Origin of the sequence: Methylorubrum pseudosasae, assembly GCF_029504475.1 — a bacterium.
In the GTDB taxonomy this organism is placed as follows: domain Bacteria; phylum Pseudomonadota; class Alphaproteobacteria; order Rhizobiales; family Beijerinckiaceae; genus Methylobacterium; species Methylobacterium extorquens.
The window spans coordinates 295,805-313,602 of sequence record NZ_JAQGDU010000002.1; the positions used below are offsets into that span (position 1 = coordinate 295,805).

Consider the following 17,798-nt stretch of genomic DNA (forward strand, 5'->3'; position numbering starts at 1 on the left):
ATCTGGTATACCAGATACGAATGGCAGGTCAAGGCACAGTGCGTGGCTCGAACGAGATCGCGCAAAGGTGGGTTGATAGGGAGGCGAGGAGGCCACGATGTCGGACAAGCACAGCATTCGGATCCGGCAGATCGAGGCCTATGCCTTCCGAATCGATTTCGGCGAGAGCTTCGTGCCGCTGTTGACCGACGAGCCCGAGCCGATCGGTGGCGGCACCGGTCCGTCGCCGGAGCAGGTGCTGATCGCGGCCGTGAGCAATTGTCTGTGCGCGAGCCTCGCCTTCGCGCTCGGCAAGTACCGGCAGGAGGGCGGGGGCGTGAGCGCCGAGGCGATCGGGCGCGTGGCCCGCAATGCGGAAGGCCGCCTGCGCCTCGTCGGGATCGAGGTCGATATCGCGCTCGGCGCGCCCGCCGAGTCGATGGACCGGCTCGACCGCGTGCTCGCTCAGTTCGAACAGTTCTGCACCGTGTCCGAGAGCGTCAAGGCCGGCGTTCCGGTGGCGGTCGCGGTGCGGGACGGCCAGGGCAACCGCCTGAAATAGATAGGCCTGAAACAGACAGGGAGGAACGAGCGATGAGCGAGACGCAGCGGGACGTGGCACGCGAGCCGGAGGATCTAGCCCGGCTCTTCAACGAACGGGCCAATGCCGGCGATGCCGAAGGGCTGGTCGCCCTGTACGAGCCGCAGGCGGTGGTGGCCGCGGGCGATATCGTGGCGACCGGCCACGACGAGATCCGCCGCTTCTACACCGATCTGCTCGCACGCAAGTCGGACTTCCCCGAACCCGAGACCCTGCCGGCGATCCGCAACGGCGACCTCGCGCTGACCTTCGCGCGGCTGCCGAACGGCGCGCTCTCGGTTGAGTCGGCCCGCCGGCAATCGGACGGGACGTGGCGCTGGGCCATCGACCAGCTCAAGCTCAAGCCCGTCGCCAAATCCTGACGGGCTCCAAAGCGGGTTTCGAAAGGACAAGTCCATTCGCGGGTCCAGGGCAGAGCCCTGGTGAAGGGACATCGGGGCGCTGCCCCGATGTCTCGCCAAAGGAATGATCTCTTTGGAAACCCGTTAATCGGCGGAGGCCGAGCGGCGCGGCGTGGCGTTGCGCCGGCTGGCGAAGACGCCGGGGGCCGTGCCGGGCACCACGACCAGACGCCGGACCTCGCCACTCAGATAGGCCTGGAGGAAGCGGGTGTAGTTCCGGAACACGACGCAGCCGTTCGAGGCACCGCTCGGGCCCAGCATGTAGGTATGGGCGAGGATGCCGTCGCGTCCGTGGATGGCGGCCGAGCCGCCGACCGGGTTGAGGCGGATCGCCCGCACCCCATGAAACAGCGCTTCGCGCTCGCGCAGGTCGTAGACCCCGGGCGGGGTGGCGCCGCGCATCCGGATATGAACGTGGTCCGGGTTGTCCTGGGCGACGCCGAGGCCGGAATGGGCTTCCAGCACCTCGCCGCTCGGCAGCGTCACGGTGGCGGCGCTGATGTCGTAGACGGCGACCCCCGGCTCGGAAACCGGGCCCGGCACGACGCGCCGCCGCGCGGCCGAATCGACCGCCCCGCTGTCGAGTCCGGCATAGGCCATCGCCTTGTCCGAGGACGGCGTGGGCGTCGAACCCGGCAGATCGAACATCTTCTCGAGGAAGTTGCGGTTGTCCGTGACCGCGGCGCTGAACACGCTGCGGGTCGGCTCGGCGGGAGGCGCGCGCCGTGGATGCGGTGGCGATCCGAGGTGTTGCCGCCCGGGCGGTCTGCGTGCGCGGCTCGTAGCGGAATTCGTCGGGCCGCCGCACTGGCAGCGGCACCGTGAGGGCGAGGCGGGCCGTCGGCGCGGCCGGGCGCGGCGTGACGGCGGGCGCGGCGTCGGCAGCCTGACCCGCGGGGAGGGCGGCCAGGGTCGTGACCGGCTCCGATGGGGCAGGCTGCGGCTTGGAAGGCTCCGCCACGGGCGGCGCCCGGAAGGCGGACACTTGCGCGGTCCGCGGGACGAAGCCGCCGGACGCGGTGTCGAGCACGGGGGTGGGCTCGAGCATCCAAGCCAGCGCGCCGGGCGCGGCCTGCACGGTCTCCGTCCCTTCGGCCTCGCCCGAAACCTGCGCGGTTTCCACGGGGGCGGGCGCGGCGCGATCCTGCGGTTGCAGTATCCCGGCGACCGCGAGACCCCCGAGGGCGGTCAGCGCGAGCGCCGCGACAGGCGGGCGGCGCCGACGGCGGATGACGGGCCGGGCGGAGCGACTCTGGACGAGCTCGGCGATGTCCATTGCGGGCGGTACTCGACAACGCGGATCCCACACGGCCTCCCGCCGTCATCTCCGGCTATCTGTGCCAGAATGACAAAACGAGATGGCTTCGCCGATTAGGGAAGGATCAACCTTAAGCCTTCGTCATTCAACGGGATCTTGGTTAATCTTGCCTAAAGCTCGGTCACGTCCTTCGAAAAACGTTCGATGCGGATTCTCAGCGGCTCCGCCGCGCCACGAGGCGGCGGCCTCTACCAACCGCTGCGGCGCAGTGCGCGCTCGATGACGGGGTCGACCGGACGATCGCCATCGTCTCGTGTGCCCGCCTTCAGGCCGACGCGGGAAACGCAGCCGCCATGGGGCTTCTCGCCGAACCTTTGTGCTCTACGGGCCACAGGTTGTGTGATGTTGTTACATTTCATTGGTTGGTCTGTTGACCCTGCGCCGCATCGCAGCGAAGTTGCTGCGGCCAAGGTTCCCCCGGACGCATGTCCGAGGGCTAAGAGGGAATTCGGTAAGCCCGTCCGGGCGAGGCCGAAGCTGCCCCCGCAACTGTGAGCGGCGAGCCACCGTCGTCGAAGGTCACTGGTGCCCTGCACCGGGAAGGCCGAGACGGGGGCGCTGACCCGTGAGCCAGGAGACCTGCCTTGGCGCGACGATGTCCCCCGGGCGGGGTGCTCCGGCGGCGTGCCTGATCGGCGAGAGCGTTCCCCTGCGCTCCCGGCGGGGCACCCGCTTGGGCCCGCACCCGAACAGCCAGAGCGCGCCTTGTGACAGTTCGGACGATCCTGAACGCCATCGACGTCCCGGCCCGGCGCCCGCCTTGGATGCTCGCCGCGCTGCTCTGCGCCGGCCTGCACGGCCCGGAGGCGCGGGCGCAGGAATCGGTCACCCTGGAGGAACTGGCGGTCGAGGGCGAAGGCCGCGGCGTTGGCAATGGCGCAGCGGACGGCCGGACCAGCGCCGCCGGCACGATCGGCCTGATCGGGCCGACGCCGGGCTACCGCGCCGACCGCGCGGTGAGCAGCACGAAGACCGACACGCCCCAGCGCGACGTGCCCCAGATCGTCACGGTCGCCCCGCGCGAGGTCATCACGGATCTCGCCGCCACCCGCGTCGATCGCGTCTTCAACTACACGCCGGGCGTAGCGCAGCAGAACAATTTCGGCGGCCTCTCGGTGTTCAGCTACGCCATCCGCGGCGTCACCACCTCCGAGATCTACAAGAACGGCTTTCCGCTCAACCGCGGCACGCCGCCCCCGCCCGACGCCCAGAACGTCGAGCGCGTCGAGGTGCTCAAAGGCCCCGGCGGCGGGCTGTTCGGGCGCAGCGATCCGGGCGGACTCGTCAACATCATCACCAAGCAGCCGACCGTCGAGCGCTTCGTCGAGATGGGCGGGTTATGGGACTCGTTCGGGCAGTTCCGCGGCACGGTCGATTCCGGCGGCGCGCTCAACGAGGAGGGCACGCTCGCCTACCGCTTCAACCTCGCCGCCGGCCGCCAGGGCAGCTTTCGCGATTTCGTCGACAGCGACCGGCTGCTCGTGGCGCCCGTCCTGAGCTGGCAGATCACGCCGGACACGCGCATCACCGTCGAGACCGAGTTCCTGCGCAACCGCATTGTGTTCGACCGCGGCGTCATCGCCCTCAACGGGCGGCTCGGGCTCTTGCCGATCTCGCGCTTCCTCGGCGAGCCGGGCCAGAGCACCTATCAGACCAACAACACGATGCAGGTCCGCGTCGATCACCGCTTCAACGCCGATTGGCAGATGCGGCTCGCCACCCACTTCAACACCGGCACGCTGGAGGGCGAATCCGCCGAGATTCGCGCCATCGCCGCCGACAACCGCACCGTCTCGCGCGATCGCAACATCCGCGACTACCGCTGGGACGTGGCGATTGGCCAGGCGGAGGTGGTCGGGCGCTTCGACACCGCCGGGATCGGCCACACCATGCTGCTCGGCTTCGAGCGCGAAAGCACCGACAGCCGGACGGTCTACAACCGCTCGACGATCCGACCGGGTTCGACCTTCGCCATCGACATCTACGATCCGCGCTACGGCCAGCCGCTGCCGCCGATCGACCGCTTCCGCAACAACCTCGAACGGATCACCAACACCGCCCTCTATGCGCAGGACCAGATCGTCCTCACGCCCGAATGGAAGGCGCTGCTCGGCGTGCGCTTCGACTTCTTCGAACAGTCGTTCCGCGAACGCATCCCGCGGTCCCAGGTCGATCAGACCTACTTTGCCGCGACGCCCCGCGCCGGCCTCGTCTACCAGCCGCTGCCCGAACTCTCCCTCTACGCCAATGTCGGCACGAGTTTCCGTCCCAATATCGGTCCCGATGCTGCCGCCGCCTCCGCCTCCGGGCCGTTCGCGCCGGAAACCGGCATCGGCTACGAGGTCGGGGCCAAGCTCGACCTCTATGGCGGCGCGCTGGCGCTGACCGGCACCGCCTTCCGGATCGACCGGGAGAACGTGCTGACGCCGGAGGCCAACGGCAGTGGCTTCTCCGTGGCGGTCGGCGGGGTGCGCAGCCAGGGCTTCGAGCTGACCGCCGCCGGCCAGATCACGCCGGAGATCAAGCTGCTGGCGGGCTACGTCTACGCGGAGGCCGTGGTCACCGAAGATCCGACCTTGCCGGCCGGCACGCCGCTCATCAACGTGCCGCGCCATTCCGGCAGCCTGCTCGCCGTTTACGAGGTGCAGGCCGGCCCGTGGAAGGGGCTCGGGCTCGGCGGCGGCGTGCGCGGCGTCGGCGAGCGGGCGGCGGATGCGGTCAACAGCTTCTCCCTGCCGGCCTATATCGCGGTCGATGCGCTCGCCTATTACCGCTACGAGAACTTCCGCTTCGGGCTGAACATCGAGAACGTGTTCGACACCGAGTATTACGAGAGCTCCCTCAACCGCTTCCGGGTCTATCCCGGCGCCCCCCGGCGCTTCACCGGAACGATGACGGTGCGGTTTTGATGAGGGCTCGCCAAGGGGCGGCCACGGCTGAGTCCGCACCGGCTCCCATCGCCGTGGGGGCCACGCCACGCACCCGCATCGGCGCCATCGATGCCCTGCGCGGGCTCGTGATGCTGCTGATGCTGGTCGATCACGCGCGGGAGTTCTTCTACCTGCACGCCCAGGTGAGCGACCCGGTGAACCTCGCGGCAACCCCGCCCGGCCTGTTCCTGACGCGGGCCGCCTCGCATTTTTGCGCCCCGGTCTTCCTGCTGCTGACCGGGCTCTCGGCGAGCCTCTACGGGCAGAAGCACGGCAGCCGCGCCGCGACCTCCGCCTTCCTCATCAAGCGCGGACTCTTCCTGGTCGCCCTCGAAGTGACCCTGGTGAACCTCGCCTGGACCCGTGCCCTGCTGCCGCCGATCCTCTACCTGCAGGTGATCTGGGCGATCGGTCTCAGCATGATGGCGCTCGCCGCGCTGCTCTGGCTGCCGCGTCCGGCGCTGATCGGCGTAGGCCTGGCGATCATGCTCGGGCACAACGCGCTCGACGGGATCGTGCTCGCGCCCGATCAGCCGGGCTACGCCCTGTGGGCGGTGCTGCATCAGCGCGGCCTGATCCCGCTGCCCTGGGGCGCGGCGCGCACCTCCTACCCGGTGCTGCCCTGGATCGGTGTGATCGCCGCGGGCTACGCACTGGGGCCGCTCTACGGCACGGGCGTCGATCCGGGCACGCGCCGCCGACGCCTCGTCGCCCTTGGGCTCGCGAGCCTCGTCGCCTTCGCGATCCTGCGCGGCCTCAACGGCTACGGTGATCCGCATCCGTGGCAGGCGGGCAAGGATTGGGGCGCGGACGCCCTGTCCTTCGTCAATCTCACCAAGTATCCGCCCTCGGCCGACTTCCTGCTCGCGACCCTCGGCCCCGGCCTGCTGCTGCTCGCGCTGTTCGAGCGCCTGCCGGAACGGCGTCTAGGCTGGCTCACCGTCTTTGGCGGGGTGCCGCTGTTCTTCTACCTGCTGCACTTATGGGCCCTGCACCTGACCTATGACGGCCTGGCCGCGTTCGGCCTTGCGGGTCCCTCCGGCCGGATCGAAGTCGGCGCCCCGTTTCAGATCTGGCTGATCGCGGCACTGTTCGCGCTGGCCCTCTACCCGGCCTGCCTCTGGATGGTGCGGCTGAAGCGGCGCAGCCGGTGGCGGGGTCTGAGCTACCTCTGACCCCGCCCGAGCCGCCTACTGATACCCCTTCGGGAACGGGTTCGGCTCGATCAGCTCCGGGCTCTCGTAGACTACGTCGAACTGCCCGTCCGGCCGGGCGCGGGCGACCCGGGTCTTGGCCCACAGGTGATGGTTCTCGTGGATCTTCACGGCGCCTTCCGGTGCGTCCTTGATCTCGAGGCCCGGTGAAACGGCGATCACCTTATCGACCTCGAAGGAACCGGCCTTCTCCACCGCCGCCTTCCACAGGAAGGGGCTGAGATAGGCGGCCTGGGTGATGTCGCCGATGACGGTCTTGTCGCCCCAGCGCTTCTTGAAGGCGGCGACGAAGGCCTCGTTGGCCGGGGTCTTGACCGACTGGAAGTACTTCATGCAGCTATAGGCGTCGGCGATGTTCTCGCCGCCGATGCCGTCGACGTCGTCCTCGGTCACGGACACCGTCACCAGCGTCTGCTTCTTGAGGTCGATGCCGGCCGCCTTGAGCTGCTTGTAGAAGGCGACGTTCGAGCCGCCGACGACGGTGGCGAAGATGACGTCCGGCTTCTTGAGCTTGATCTTGTTGATGACCGAGTTGAACTGCGTGTGCCCGAGCGGGAAGTATTCCTCGCCGACGATCGTGCCCTTGGTCACGTTGGTGATGTGCTTGGTCGCAATCTTGTTGGTGGTGCGGGGCCAAATATAGTCCGAGCCGACCATGAAGAAGGATTTGGCGCCCTTCTCCTTCGTCACCCAGTCGAGGGCGACGAGCGTCTGCTGGGTCGCCTCCTGGCCGGTGTAGATCACGTTCTTGGACTGCTCCAGGCCCTCGTAATAGGTCGGGTAGTACAGGAGGCCGTTATACTGCTCGAAGACCGGCAGCACGGCCTTGCGCGAGGCCGAGGTCACGCAGCCGAACACCGCCGCGCAATGGTCGTTGACGACGAGCTTGCGCGCCTTCTCGGCAAAGGTCGGCCAGTCGGAGGCACCGTCCTCCTGGATCACCTTCACCGTGCGGCCGAGGATGCCGCCGCTCGCATTGATCTGTTCGATGGCGAGCCTTTCCCCTTGCGTCGCCCCGGTCTCGGACATCGCCATGGTGCCGCTGATCGAGTGCAGGATGCCGATGGTCACCTCCTTGTCGGTGACGGCGAGCGCGCCCGCGCCGGTCTGCGCAAGGGCACGTCCGGGCAGGGCACTTAGCAGCGGAGAGGCGGCAAGGCCGAGCAGAAGTCGGCGGCGGAGATGGAAGTGGGCGTCGTTTCGGTCACGCGAGCGCATGTCTCTTCGAATTCCTTCGAACGTCATTCGGCCAATCGGTCCGAATGACGGCCCTGTGGCCGCCAGACGAGGCCGATGCCCCCGTGCGTATTTCGTCTCAGGAAACCGATTTGTATCAAGGGGAATTGCTGGGCGGCCTGCCCATATTTCTCGCGATGTGCCGTCCGGCTGGTCGTTTCGGGGTAATCTCTACTTTCGGCGCCGGCCGGGCGCGCACCCGCTCAAGGTCTCGAACACGATCCGGAAGATCGCATCCATGCCCGCCGACAGCGCACCGCCGTCCGGGGCGAGCAGGCGCAGGCCGAGTCCCGCGCCGTTGGGCAGCGGGCTCACGCCGGTCAGGCAGCCCGCCGCGTCGGCCGCCTGCCTCAGATGGAGACCGGCCAGGCGCGCGTCGTCGGGCGCGCCGAGCACGACCATCGTGCCGTAGGCGCGGTGAGGCCCCATCGGCGAATCCGGCGCCGTAAACGCCCTCCCGTCGATGCGGCTGCGCTCCCGCACCAGCGCACGGCCCTCGGGGTCACGGATCGTCAGGCCGAGATCGAGCCGGCCGAACGGACGGCCTTCGCCCGCGGGGTCGTGACAGGCGACGCTCTCGGTGACGATGGCGCGGGCGCCGGGCTCGGCGGTGATCTCGGTGGAAACGGCGAGATGGGCGCCCGGAAACAGGATCAGCGGATCGGGATTGAGTGCGAGGAAGGCATCCGCGGCGATGGTGAGCCGCGTCTCCTGGCGCGAGGGTTCGGGGCCGCCGCGATGCACGACCGTGCCGGCCTGGGTCGTGACATGCGCCCGTGCGCCGGCCCGCGCGGCGATCGCCAGGGTGAGGTGGTCGGCGGCGTAGAGGCCGCCCGAGGCCGATTGCAGGTAGAGGGTTGCGAGGTCGGGGCTCTCCGGATGCATCCGGAAGGCGCGGGTGATGTGGAACGGGTAGGGCGCGACCTGCCGCGACAGCACGGTGGTGCCCCCGCCGCGGGCGAAGACGAGGGACGCCTGCACCCGGCGCCCGACCGGAGGGGAGGGTGCCTCGGCCGGGGCGGGTTTTTCGGGAAGGCCGTCCAGCGACAGGGCCATCAGGGCGCGAACAGCACGGCGCGGCAGATCGCGTCGGCGACCGCCTCGACGCCCTCGCCGGAGCGGGCATTGGTGGCGGCCACGGGCTTCGCGCCCCGGACTCGGGCGGCCTCCGCCAGCATGCCGGGCAGATCGACGCCGACATGGGGTGCGAGATCGGTCTTGTTGATGACGAGGAGGTCGCAGCGCAGCACGCCGGGGCCGCGCTTTCGCGGGATGTCGTCGCCACCCGCCACGTCGATCACGAAGATCCACCAATCGACCAGATCGAGGGAGAAGGTCGAGGCGAGGTTGTCGCCCCCCGACTCAAAGATCAGGAGCTGGAGTCCCGGAAACTTCGCCTCCAGATCGTCGCCTGCCGCGATGTTGAGGGTCGGGTCCTCGCGGATCACCGTGTGCGGGCAGGCGCCGGCCTCCACCGCCTCGACCCGGGCCGGATCGATCAGCCCGGAGCGGCGCAGGCGCTCGGCATCCTCCTTGGTGACGAGGTCGTTGGTGACGACCGCGAGATCGACACCGCGGGCCTGAAGCGCCGGGATCAGCCGCTCGATCAGCGCGGTCTTTCCCGAACCGACGGGGCCGCCGATGCCGATGCGGGCGGCGGTGACGGATTCAGGGAGGGCAGGGGAGGGGGAAGCGGTCATCGCAGCATGTAGCGTTGGGCGAGCGGGAGGACGGTTGCGGGCTCGCAAGTGGCGAGTTCCCCGTCCACGAAGACCTCGAAGGTCTGCGGATCGACCCGGATCTCCGGGCAGGCGTCGTTCCAGAGCATGTCGGCTTTGGTCAGCGTGCGGGTGCCGCGGGCCGGCAGCAGGTTCTTTCGCAGGCCAAGGCTCTCGCGCAGTCCCCCTTCGATGGCGAGCGGGTGGACGAAGCAGGCCGACAGGCCCTGCTTGGCGAGCCCGAACGCGCCCCATTGCGGGCGCATCAGCATCGGCTCGCAGGTCATCAGGGAGGCCGCGGAATCGCCCATGGCGCCCCAGGCGATGAAGCCGCCCTTGATCACGAGTTCCGGCTTGATGCCGAAGAAGGCCGGGCGCCAGATCACGATGTCGGCCATCTTGCCGGGCTCCAGCGAGCCGATGTGCTCCTGGATGCCGAAGGTGCGCGCGGCGTTGATGGTGTACTTGGCGATGTAGCGCTTGATCCGGGCATTGTCGCCGAAGCCCGGCCGCTCCTCCGGCAGGGCGCCGCGCTGGTCCTTCATCTTGGAGGCGAGCTGCCATGTCCGGCAGATCACCTCGTGGATGCGGCCCATGCCCTGGCTGTCGGAGCCGAGCATCGAGATCGCGCCGATATCGTGCAGCACGTCCTCGGCCGCGATGGTCTGCGCGCGGATGCGGCTCTCGGCGAAGGCCACGTCCTCCGGCAGAGCCGGGTTGAGGTGGTGGCACACCATCGTCATGTCGAGGTGCTCGTCGAACGTGTTGACCGTGTAGGGATTGGTCGGGTTCGTCGAGGAGGGCAGGCAGTGGGGCAGCCCTGCCACGCGGATGATGTCGGGTGCGTGCCCGCCGCCCGCGCCCTCCGTGTGGTACATGTGGATGGTGCGGCCGCCGATCGCCGCCAGCGTGTCCTCCACGAAGCCCGACTCGTTGAGCGTGTCGGTGTGGAGCTGGACTTGGAAGTCGTATTCGTCGGCAAAGCCGAGGCAGGCATCGATCGCCGCCGGCATCGCCCCCCAATCCTCGTGGATCTTGAGGCCGAGCACGCCGGTCTCAAGCTGTTCCTTCAAGGCCGCCGGCTTGTGGGTGTTGCCCCTTCCCAAAAAACCGAAATTGACGGGCCAGGCTTCGGCCGCCTGGAGCATTTTTCCCGTGTTGAACGGCCCGCCGGAATCGATGCCGACGGTGATCGGCCCGAGCGAGCCGCCGAGCAGCGTCGTGATCCCTGAGGCGATGGCGTGATCGGGCAGGCCGGCGGAATCGAAATGCACGTGAACGTCGATGGCGCCGGGCGTCGCGATCAGCCCCTCGCAGTCGCGCACCGTGGTGCCGGCCGATACGATCAGGCGCGGATCGACGCCGTCCATGATCGCCGGATTGCCGGCCTTGCCGAGGCCGACGATGCGCCCGTCCTTGATGCCGAGATCGCCCTTCACGATGCCGAGGACGGGATCGATGACGAGGACATTGCACAGGAGGAAGTCGAGCGCGCCCTGCGCCGCCGTGACGCCGGGCGCGAGCCCGATGCCATCCCGAAGAGTCTTGCCGCCGCCATGCAGGCACTCGTCGCCGTAGACTGCGTGGTCGTGCTCGACCACTGCGATAAGCGAGGTGTCGGCGAGCCGCACGCCGTCGCCGGTGGTGGGGCCGTAGAGGGCGGCGTAATCGCGCCTTGGGATCGTGACCATGTTTCCGCGTCTCCCTCAGGCGCCCTTGAAGCCACGGGCCTTGGCGCGCCCCAGCGCGTCGGCGCGGGCCGCGTCGGTGTCGAGTTTGCCCTGTGTCAGGTTGTTGAGGCCGGTGAGCTCGCGCTCGCCGCCGAACCCCACCAGCGTCACGCTCTTGCGCTGGCCCGGCTCGAACCGGACCGCCGTGCCCGCCGGGATGTCGAGGCGAAAGCCCAGCGCCTTGGCGCGGTCGAAATCGAGCGCCCGGTTGACCTCGAAGAAGTGGTAGTGCGAGCCGATCTGCACCGGCCGGTCGCCGGTATTGACGACCTCGATCGTGACCCGCGGGCGCCCGGCACCAAGCTCGATCTCGCCCTCCGCCGGCAGAATCGCGCCGGGCTCCAGCGTGTCGGGCTCCGCCCCTTCCGCGGGCCGGATCGGCTCGTGCACGGTGACGAGCTTGGTGCCGTCGGGAAAGACGCACTCGACCTGCAGGATCGGCATCATCGAGGCGACGCCCGGCATCACGTCGCCGGTGGTCAGGATGGTCGAGCCCCAGCCGATCAGGTCGGCGACCGAGCGCCCGTCGCGGGCCCCCTCCAGGATCTCGTCGGTGATGATCGCCACCGCCTCCGGGTAGTTCAGCTTGAGCCCCCGCGCCCGCCGCTTGCGGGCGAGTTCGGCGGCGGTGAAGATCGTGAGCCGTTCGAGTTCGGTCGGCGTCAGCAGCATCGGCGCGGCTCCTTCAATTCGCGAACAGGCGGAGTTCGGCCTGGGCTTGGCGCATGGCGGCGATCTCGATCAGTGGGGTGAAGCCGGTGAGTTCGACGGCGCCCCCCGGTTCCGGCACGGGCTGCTCCAGCAGTTCGGCGATCAGCGGCAGCGCGCCCCCCAACACCCGCTGCGCCTCGATCGCCCCGATGGCGCCGAGCCGCACCGCGGCCGAGGTGAGCCCGCTGGCGAAGAGATAGCCGGAGACGGATGCAGCATTGCGCTCGTCGAGGCCGAGCGCCGGCCACAATGCGCCCTGGACCGTGGGAAGATGACCGAGCAGCCGGCCCGCCCGCACGGAAGCGCGCAGGTCGGCGGCGCCCGGCGTGCCGAGGCGGGCGTGCGAGGCCAGCAGTGAGGCGCCGTTGCGGCGGCTGCCGACCCGCATCGGCTCGGCCAGTGAGGCCGCCTCGACCGCCGCGTCGATGGCCGCGAGGCGTTCGATGGCGCCGCCGGTGCGGTGGGCCAGGATCAGCGCGACCCGGTCGGTCTCGGCCCAGCGGAAGCGCAGGGCCGCCGCGACGGTGCGGGCGAGCGCCGCCTCATCGAAGGCCGGGTTCTCGGCGACCAAGCCTTCGAGGCCGTTGGAGAAGGCGAAGCTGCCGCTCGGGAAGGCCGTGTCGGCCTGCTGGAGCGCGGTGAGGGCGGCGAGCAAGGCCTCAGGCCTCCTCGGCCGCCGCGCCGATGGAATGGGCGACGCGGCCTTCCTCGACCAGGGCGCCGAGGCGTACGAGGTAATCCTCGGCCGGCCCTTCCAGCGCGACGAGGATCGCCGCGCCGTCGAAGCGGACCCGCCAGTGAAGGTTGCCGGCATGGTAGCCGAGTTCAAGCGCGTCGGCGGTGGAACGCGGCACGAGCCGCAGCCAGCTTTCGGTGCCCACGCGGGCGACAAGCGCGTGACCATCTTCAAGGACGAGCACCGCGCCGTCGAACAGCGCCTGATCCCGTGGCAGGGCGAGCGCGATTTCTTCGCCGGCCACCGTCGTCGCCCGCAGGCGCCGCCGGGCCACGTCGGCGCTCGGCACCCGCAGGATGTCCACCGCGCCGTGATGTTCGAGGTGATGCAGGCGCTCCGCGAGACCAGCCTCCGACCGGCTGCCCAGAACGCGTTGGATCACACGCATACGCCACGACTCCGATACACACGCCGCCCCGCCCGGTGCGGGGGCGGAGCTGTCCTCGGGGTGCCGAAACCGCAGGGCGGTTCCCACCAACTCCCAAGATCCTAAGCGAGGATCGCGCCAGAATCGAGCGTATTGAGAATTAAATTTTCTCGCAAAGAAAGCAGCGGGCGGTGTGGCGCGCGCTCAGCGCGCATTCCGACGAAGTGGTCACGGTTCGTCGCAAGAATGCGCGTCAGCACAAGGACCGAGAGTCGCCGGCCTGATACAATCAGGTCGGTGGCTCTAGCGCGATGCAACCAGAGGGTTCGCGTCCCGGCCGCGACCCGGAACGACCACGACGCGGCGGATCTCGCCGCGCAGATAGGCCTGCAGGAACCGGTCGTAATTCTTGAACGAGATGCAGCCGTTCGAGGCGCCGTTGGGCCCGAGCAGGTAGGTGTGGGTGAGCAGTCCGACGCGGCCGTGGATCGCCTCGCTGCCGCCGACGGGCGTGAGGCGCAGGGCTCGCACGCCGTGGAACGGCGCCTCGCGCTCGGTCAGGTCGTAGGTGCCCGGCGGGGTGGCACCGCGCATCTTGAGATGGACGTAGCGCGGATCATCCATGCTCTCGCCGAGGCCGGAATGCGCTTCCAGCCGTTCGCCGCTCGGTAGAACCACGCTCTGGGCGCTGATGTCATAGACCGCGATGCCGCCTTCGCCGACGGGCGGCGCGGCGGGCAGGGGCGTGGTCAGAGCCCGGCGGGCGGCGGACTCGGCGGCGCCGTTCTCCAGGGCCGCGTAGGCGAGGGCGGGGGCCGGCGTGGCGGGTTTCTCGACGCCGAGCAGCTTCTCGAAGAAGGTGCGAGTGTCCTCGACCTGGGCCGGCGCCACCGCGACCGTGGACCGGCGCGCGACCATCCGCTCGGCCCGGCGCAGGGCGTCCGCCGCCCCGAGGCGCGTCAGCTCGGCCGGGCGGCGCACGGGCAGGGGCACGACCTGCGCGAGGGCCGCCGTCGGTGCCTCGTTCGGAAGCCAGAACAGGGAGGCCGTCCCGAAGCGCACCTCGGTGGGGGCGGGCAACGCCTGGGGCATCCACTCGGCCAAGGATTCGGTCAAAGCTTCGGCCGGCGGCGCCGCGGCGTCCGGTGCGGCCTCCGGCGCTTTCTCCGCGATCGCGGCGACCGTCTCTTCGGGGGCATCCGGCACCGGGTCGGCCGCAACGGGGACCGCCACCGTTTGAAGCGGTGGCAGATCGATCCGTCCAAACGGCGCGGAGGAGGCCAGGATCAGGGCCGCGCTCAGATAGGCGGCCGAGGGGAGAGCCCACGAGAGGAGAGGATGTGCCATGCGCCGCCCGAATTCCCGTCCGGGAGCGGCCTCCGCCCCGGTCCTGAACCGCCCCGCCGACGCACGCGCTCTGCGACGCGCATCCCTCGGCCGGTCAATGTCTCGTTAACCAAGTGCGCCGTCGCGCTCGGCGATTCTGGGGCGAGATCATGGTCGGGCGGGGGTAAAACCGAAGCGGACTTTGGGCCGGATGATCGCGGGAAAGGCGGAGGGATGATGCCGAGGGACGGGAGGGTCCGGCAGCGCGGGACCGATCCCGAGGTCAATTTGGCGCCAAACTGAGAACCCGAGCGCTGCACTTATTTCTGTGATTTGAGATAGCCTCGAATGTGTTCGAAAGATTCGCCGATCGCGCTCAAGGCGTGACGGCGCCTCCCCAGCAGATGTCGCAGGTCCAACTGGGCCGCTTCGCGGCTCGGGCCCTCCAAGGCCGGCAGGGGCGGCAGGATATGGGCGTAATAGGTCTTGCCCAATAATCGATGCAGCAGACGTTCGCCGGGGAATGGGAGATTGTTGTTCAGGGCGCGCGCCGCTTTGAGAAGGTTTCGGATATCGTACTGTACAGGGCTGATATCCGGCACCTGCTTGTGCAGGCCGAGCAGCGTATAGACGGCCACGCGCGCGGTGCGGATCGAGCTGTCCATCGTGAAGATGATGTCGTTCGAGGTTTCGACGAACTGGCCCATCAGGCCCAGATTCGTGCAGCCCTTCGGCACGACATGCGGCCGGTCGCCTGCCGCGCGGGGCATGAACATCGCCGTGATGTAGGGCATCAGCGCCAACCGCACCTTGGTGTTGGCAGCGACGGCTTCGCATTGGTCGGCGATGCCGAGATGATAGCAAAGTTCGCTCAAGATCTCCCGGCCGGTACAGGCGGGCATCGGCTTCCGGACGTGGTTCCCGTCCTTGTCCATCAGGAGCGCGTAGGCCCAGAGCACCAGCACGTCCTTTGGCTGTTCCGGGAAGTGCGGCTGACGGTTGCAGGTCACGCTCAGCACCCAGTTCGAATCCGTGAAGGTGATGATGCCACCTGTCACCGTCTTGCCCGAATAGGGATCGTTGACCGCCAGCTCCTTCAGCCGCTCGACCAGGGGCGAGGGTTTGCAGGTCAGCGTCACCGATTCCCACATCGACTTGTCGATGTCGCCGTAGAACTTCGCGGGATTGCCGAAGACCGGTGATTTCTCAGCCAAATTCTTCCACAACGCCCAGTCGCTGTCCTGGCCCGGATCGTGCCGACCGCGTTCGAGGATCGGCGCCTGATCTATGTCGCCATAGGCCGTGCCCTCGGTCATCGAGCCCGTCAGAGCAAAGACCACGTCCCGGTTCTCGACGGGAATGACGTCCTCCTTGCCCTTCGTTTTGACGTGGATACCCGTGACGGTGCGGGCATCGCCATCGACGCTCATGGCCAGATCATACGCCCGCACGCCGAACCGCACGGTCACACCGCGCGCCATGAGGTGGTTGACCAGCGGCCGGACGAAACTGTCGTATTGGTTGTATTTCGGAAAGACGAGCGCCGACATATCCGCCAGACCGTCGATCGCGTCGAGGAAGCGGTGCATGTAAAGCTTCATCTCGAGCAGGCTCTGCCAGTTCTCGAAGGCGAACATCGATCGCCAGAAGAACCAGAAATTGGTCTCCAGGAATTCCGGGCTGAAATATTGCTCGATCGTGATGTCGTCGAGATCCTCCTTGCGCTTGAGCAGGAGGCGGATCAGTTCCCATTGCTGGGATTTCGTGAGGCCGAAATTCGAGAAATCGCGGATCTGCCCCTGCTCATGCATGAGGCGGGCTTTGGAGTAATTGGGATCGTGATCGTTGACGAGCCGGTACTCGTCGAGGACGCTGTAGCCTTCCGGGAGTTCGAGCGCCTGAACATCCTGGAACATGTCCCAGAGGTTGTCGTAGTTCCAGTTCATCTCACGGCCGCCGCGGATGATGTACCCGTCCTCCGGGTTGCCAGCGCCGTCGAGCGAGCCGCCTTCGACGTCCAGCGCGTCGAGGATCGTGATGTCCTGGCCGTTCATGCCGCCGTCGCGGATCATGTAGAATGCGGCCGCCAGCCCGGCGATGCCGCCGCCGATGATCCAGGCCTTGCGCCCCTCCACCCGCGGCCCCAGCACCGGGCGGTTGCGCATGTAGGCGCCCATCATGTCGGGGGGCGGGAGCGTATTGGCAGGGCGATTGTGCCAATAGGCAGCCGATGCATCGGTTTCGACGACGAAATCGTGACCTTCTTTGCCTGGAATGGCTCCGGCCATTGCGCGTCTCCCGAGAGGACGGCCGGCGTCAGAGGGCCGGCGTGACGGACTAAGAGGGCCTCACGAAACGCGCGATCACCGATCGTCCCCCTCCGGGCACGGCGGCGCAGCGGGCGTTTCGTGAGAGACAGTCAGGCGGGTGATCGGCTCGTGATCGCCAGCGTAGGGCCTGCTGCAAAAGCGGTTTTTTGAGCCCGAAAGCCGGCCTGTTTGGCCATGAGTCCGATGCGTCGGCATTGATGTGTCGCAATCGGGCCGTGCATCCCCTGTGTTAGCGCTGAATTCGCGGTGAGCGATGGTTTCCCGAGGGGATGGCGCAGCAAGTATCCCAGCGAAAGGCTGTGCAGAGAGAAGAGCTGCAAAGCTTCCTCTCATTCAACAAGTCTGGATCACGTCGTCCGCTGCCGCGGCATCGATGCGCTGCGGGACTGTTCAGGCGATGGGACGGTCCGGGTTCGCTGCCCTCGGGAATCCCCGCCAGCACGTGTTCATCGAGGAGGATTGATGGCAGAACTCGTGGTGATCGGCTTCGAGGATCCGCAGGAGGCGGATCGCGCTCTGAACGAATTGGCCCGCCTGCAGACGGAATATCTGATCGATCTCGAGGATGCGGTCGTCGCCATCCGGAGCCTTGACGGCAAGCTGCGACTCAAGCAGAGCGTCGATCTGGTCGGCGCCGGGGCCGCCTCCGGCGGTATCTGGGGCGCGATGTGGGGCTCGCTGGTCGGCCTCGTCTTCCTCAACCCGCTGCTCGGCCTCGCGACGGGGGCCGCCCTCGGACTGGGCGCGGGCGCCCTGTCGGGCAAGCTTGCGGATTACGGCATCAACGATGACTTCATCCGCTCCGTCGCCGAGGCGGTGCAGCCGAACACCTCGGCGCTGTTCATCCTCGTGCGCAAGGCACAGCCGGAGAAGGTGCTCGCGGAGATGTCGCAGTTCCGAGGGCGCGTCATCCGCTCCTCGCTCTCGCCGGAGCAGGAGAGCCGCCTGCAGGCCGCCCTGTCGCAGCCTGACGTGTCGATGCCCGGAAGTGACGGCGCGTCGGCCGAACCGTCCGCGGGCAGCACGGGTGCTCCGGCCTCGGGTGGAGGCGGCGCGCCGCCTCCCGGGGGCTCCGGCCCCGCCGACGGCGCTTGATCGCGGCGCTCGCGCAGCCGGCCGTGGCCGTCGGCAACCGCGCCGCCGATCCTGCTGGCCGATGGAGGCAGCCGGCCCGTCGCGGGCGGGTAGTCGGCGGGCCCTG

14 protein-coding genes, 1 pseudogene and 1 riboswitch are annotated in these 17,798 nt (G+C 68.5%); of the genes and pseudogenes, 5 read left to right on the top strand and 10 right to left on the bottom strand.

Features of this window, described 5'->3' with window-relative positions:
* Positions 1 to 97 precede the first annotated feature (97 nt).
* A complete protein-coding gene (locus M2437_RS02245; RefSeq protein WP_003602635.1) occupies positions 98 to 541 on the top strand; it encodes an OsmC family protein in 444 nt (147 codons plus the stop codon).
* 32 nt (positions 542 to 573) lie between these two features.
* Positions 574 to 942, top strand: coding sequence for a YybH family protein (locus M2437_RS02250; RefSeq protein ID WP_003602632.1), 369 nt, complete (start codon positions 574 to 576; stop codon positions 940 to 942).
* Positions 943 to 1,065: 123 nt separating this feature from the next.
* On the opposite strand, the pseudogene M2437_RS02255 reads toward M2437_RS02250, so the two are convergent.
* A pseudogene (locus tag M2437_RS02255) lies at positions 1,066 to 2,257 on the bottom strand (DUF2778 domain-containing protein).
* 434 nt (positions 2,258 to 2,691) lie between these two features.
* Positions 2,692 to 2,900: riboswitch (cobalamin riboswitch) on the top strand.
* A gap of 163 nt (positions 2,901 to 3,063) precedes the next feature.
* Here M2437_RS02255 and M2437_RS02260 point away from each other — a divergent pair.
* Together M2437_RS02260 and M2437_RS02265 are read left to right on the top strand one after the other, a co-directional pair.
* Complete coding sequence (locus tag M2437_RS02260) at positions 3,064 to 5,208, top strand: TonB-dependent siderophore receptor (protein ID WP_301293237.1); 2,145 nt, start codon at positions 3,064 to 3,066, stop codon at positions 5,206 to 5,208.
* Positions 5,208 to 6,404, top strand: a complete 1,197-nt coding sequence (locus M2437_RS02265; protein ID WP_253389242.1) for an acetyltransferase domain-containing protein — start codon at positions 5,208 to 5,210, stop codon at positions 6,402 to 6,404. The genes M2437_RS02260 and M2437_RS02265 overlap by 1 nt, the downstream gene beginning before the upstream one ends.
* Positions 6,405 to 6,419: 15 nt before the next feature.
* Here M2437_RS02265 and urtA read toward each other — a convergent pair whose 3' ends face one another.
* From urtA to M2437_RS02310, 9 genes are all read right to left on the bottom strand, one after another.
* On the bottom strand, positions 6,420 to 7,661 hold the full coding sequence (gene urtA / locus M2437_RS02270) for an urea ABC transporter substrate-binding protein (protein ID WP_003604328.1): 1,242 nt from the start codon (positions 7,659 to 7,661) through the stop codon (positions 6,420 to 6,422).
* A 189-nt stretch (positions 7,662 to 7,850) separates the two neighbouring features.
* Positions 7,851 to 8,735, bottom strand: coding sequence for an urease accessory protein UreD (locus tag M2437_RS02275; protein WP_253389243.1), 885 nt, complete (start codon positions 8,733 to 8,735; stop codon positions 7,851 to 7,853).
* The gene (ureG, locus tag M2437_RS02280) at positions 8,735 to 9,379 is read right to left on the bottom strand and encodes an urease accessory protein UreG (RefSeq protein WP_015821830.1); all 645 of its coding nucleotides are present in this window, start codon (positions 9,377 to 9,379) and stop codon (positions 8,735 to 8,737) included. Before ureG ends, M2437_RS02275 begins: the two co-directional genes overlap by 1 nt.
* Complete coding sequence (gene ureC, locus M2437_RS02285; protein ID WP_253389244.1) at positions 9,376 to 11,088, bottom strand: urease subunit alpha; 1,713 nt, start codon at positions 11,086 to 11,088, stop codon at positions 9,376 to 9,378. The genes ureG and ureC overlap by 4 nt, the downstream gene beginning before the upstream one ends.
* Before the next feature lie 15 nt (positions 11,089 to 11,103).
* Complete coding sequence (locus tag M2437_RS02290) at positions 11,104 to 11,799, bottom strand: urease subunit beta (protein WP_253389245.1); 696 nt, start codon at positions 11,797 to 11,799, stop codon at positions 11,104 to 11,106.
* A gap of 13 nt (positions 11,800 to 11,812) precedes the next feature.
* Positions 11,813 to 12,493 (bottom strand): urease accessory protein UreF, encoded by a 681-nt coding sequence (locus M2437_RS02295; protein WP_253389246.1) that lies wholly within the window; start codon positions 12,491 to 12,493, stop codon positions 11,813 to 11,815.
* A 4-nt stretch (positions 12,494 to 12,497) separates the two neighbouring features.
* Positions 12,498 to 12,962: an urease accessory protein UreE gene (gene ureE, locus M2437_RS02300; RefSeq protein WP_253389247.1), complete on the bottom strand. Its 465-nt coding sequence runs from the start codon at positions 12,960 to 12,962 to the stop codon at positions 12,498 to 12,500.
* 282 nt (positions 12,963 to 13,244) lie between these two features.
* Positions 13,245 to 14,288, bottom strand: a complete 1,044-nt coding sequence (locus M2437_RS02305) for a DUF2778 domain-containing protein (RefSeq protein ID WP_253389248.1) — start codon at positions 14,286 to 14,288, stop codon at positions 13,245 to 13,247.
* A gap of 299 nt (positions 14,289 to 14,587) precedes the next feature.
* A complete protein-coding gene (locus M2437_RS02310; RefSeq protein ID WP_253389249.1) occupies positions 14,588 to 16,555 on the bottom strand; it encodes an oleate hydratase in 1,968 nt (655 codons plus the stop codon).
* Between the two features lie 504 nt (positions 16,556 to 17,059).
* Here M2437_RS02310 and M2437_RS02315 point away from each other — a divergent pair.
* Positions 17,060 to 17,692: a DUF1269 domain-containing protein gene (locus M2437_RS02315; protein WP_253389250.1), complete on the top strand. Its 633-nt coding sequence runs from the start codon at positions 17,060 to 17,062 to the stop codon at positions 17,690 to 17,692.
* Positions 17,693 to 17,798: the final 106 nt, after the last annotated feature.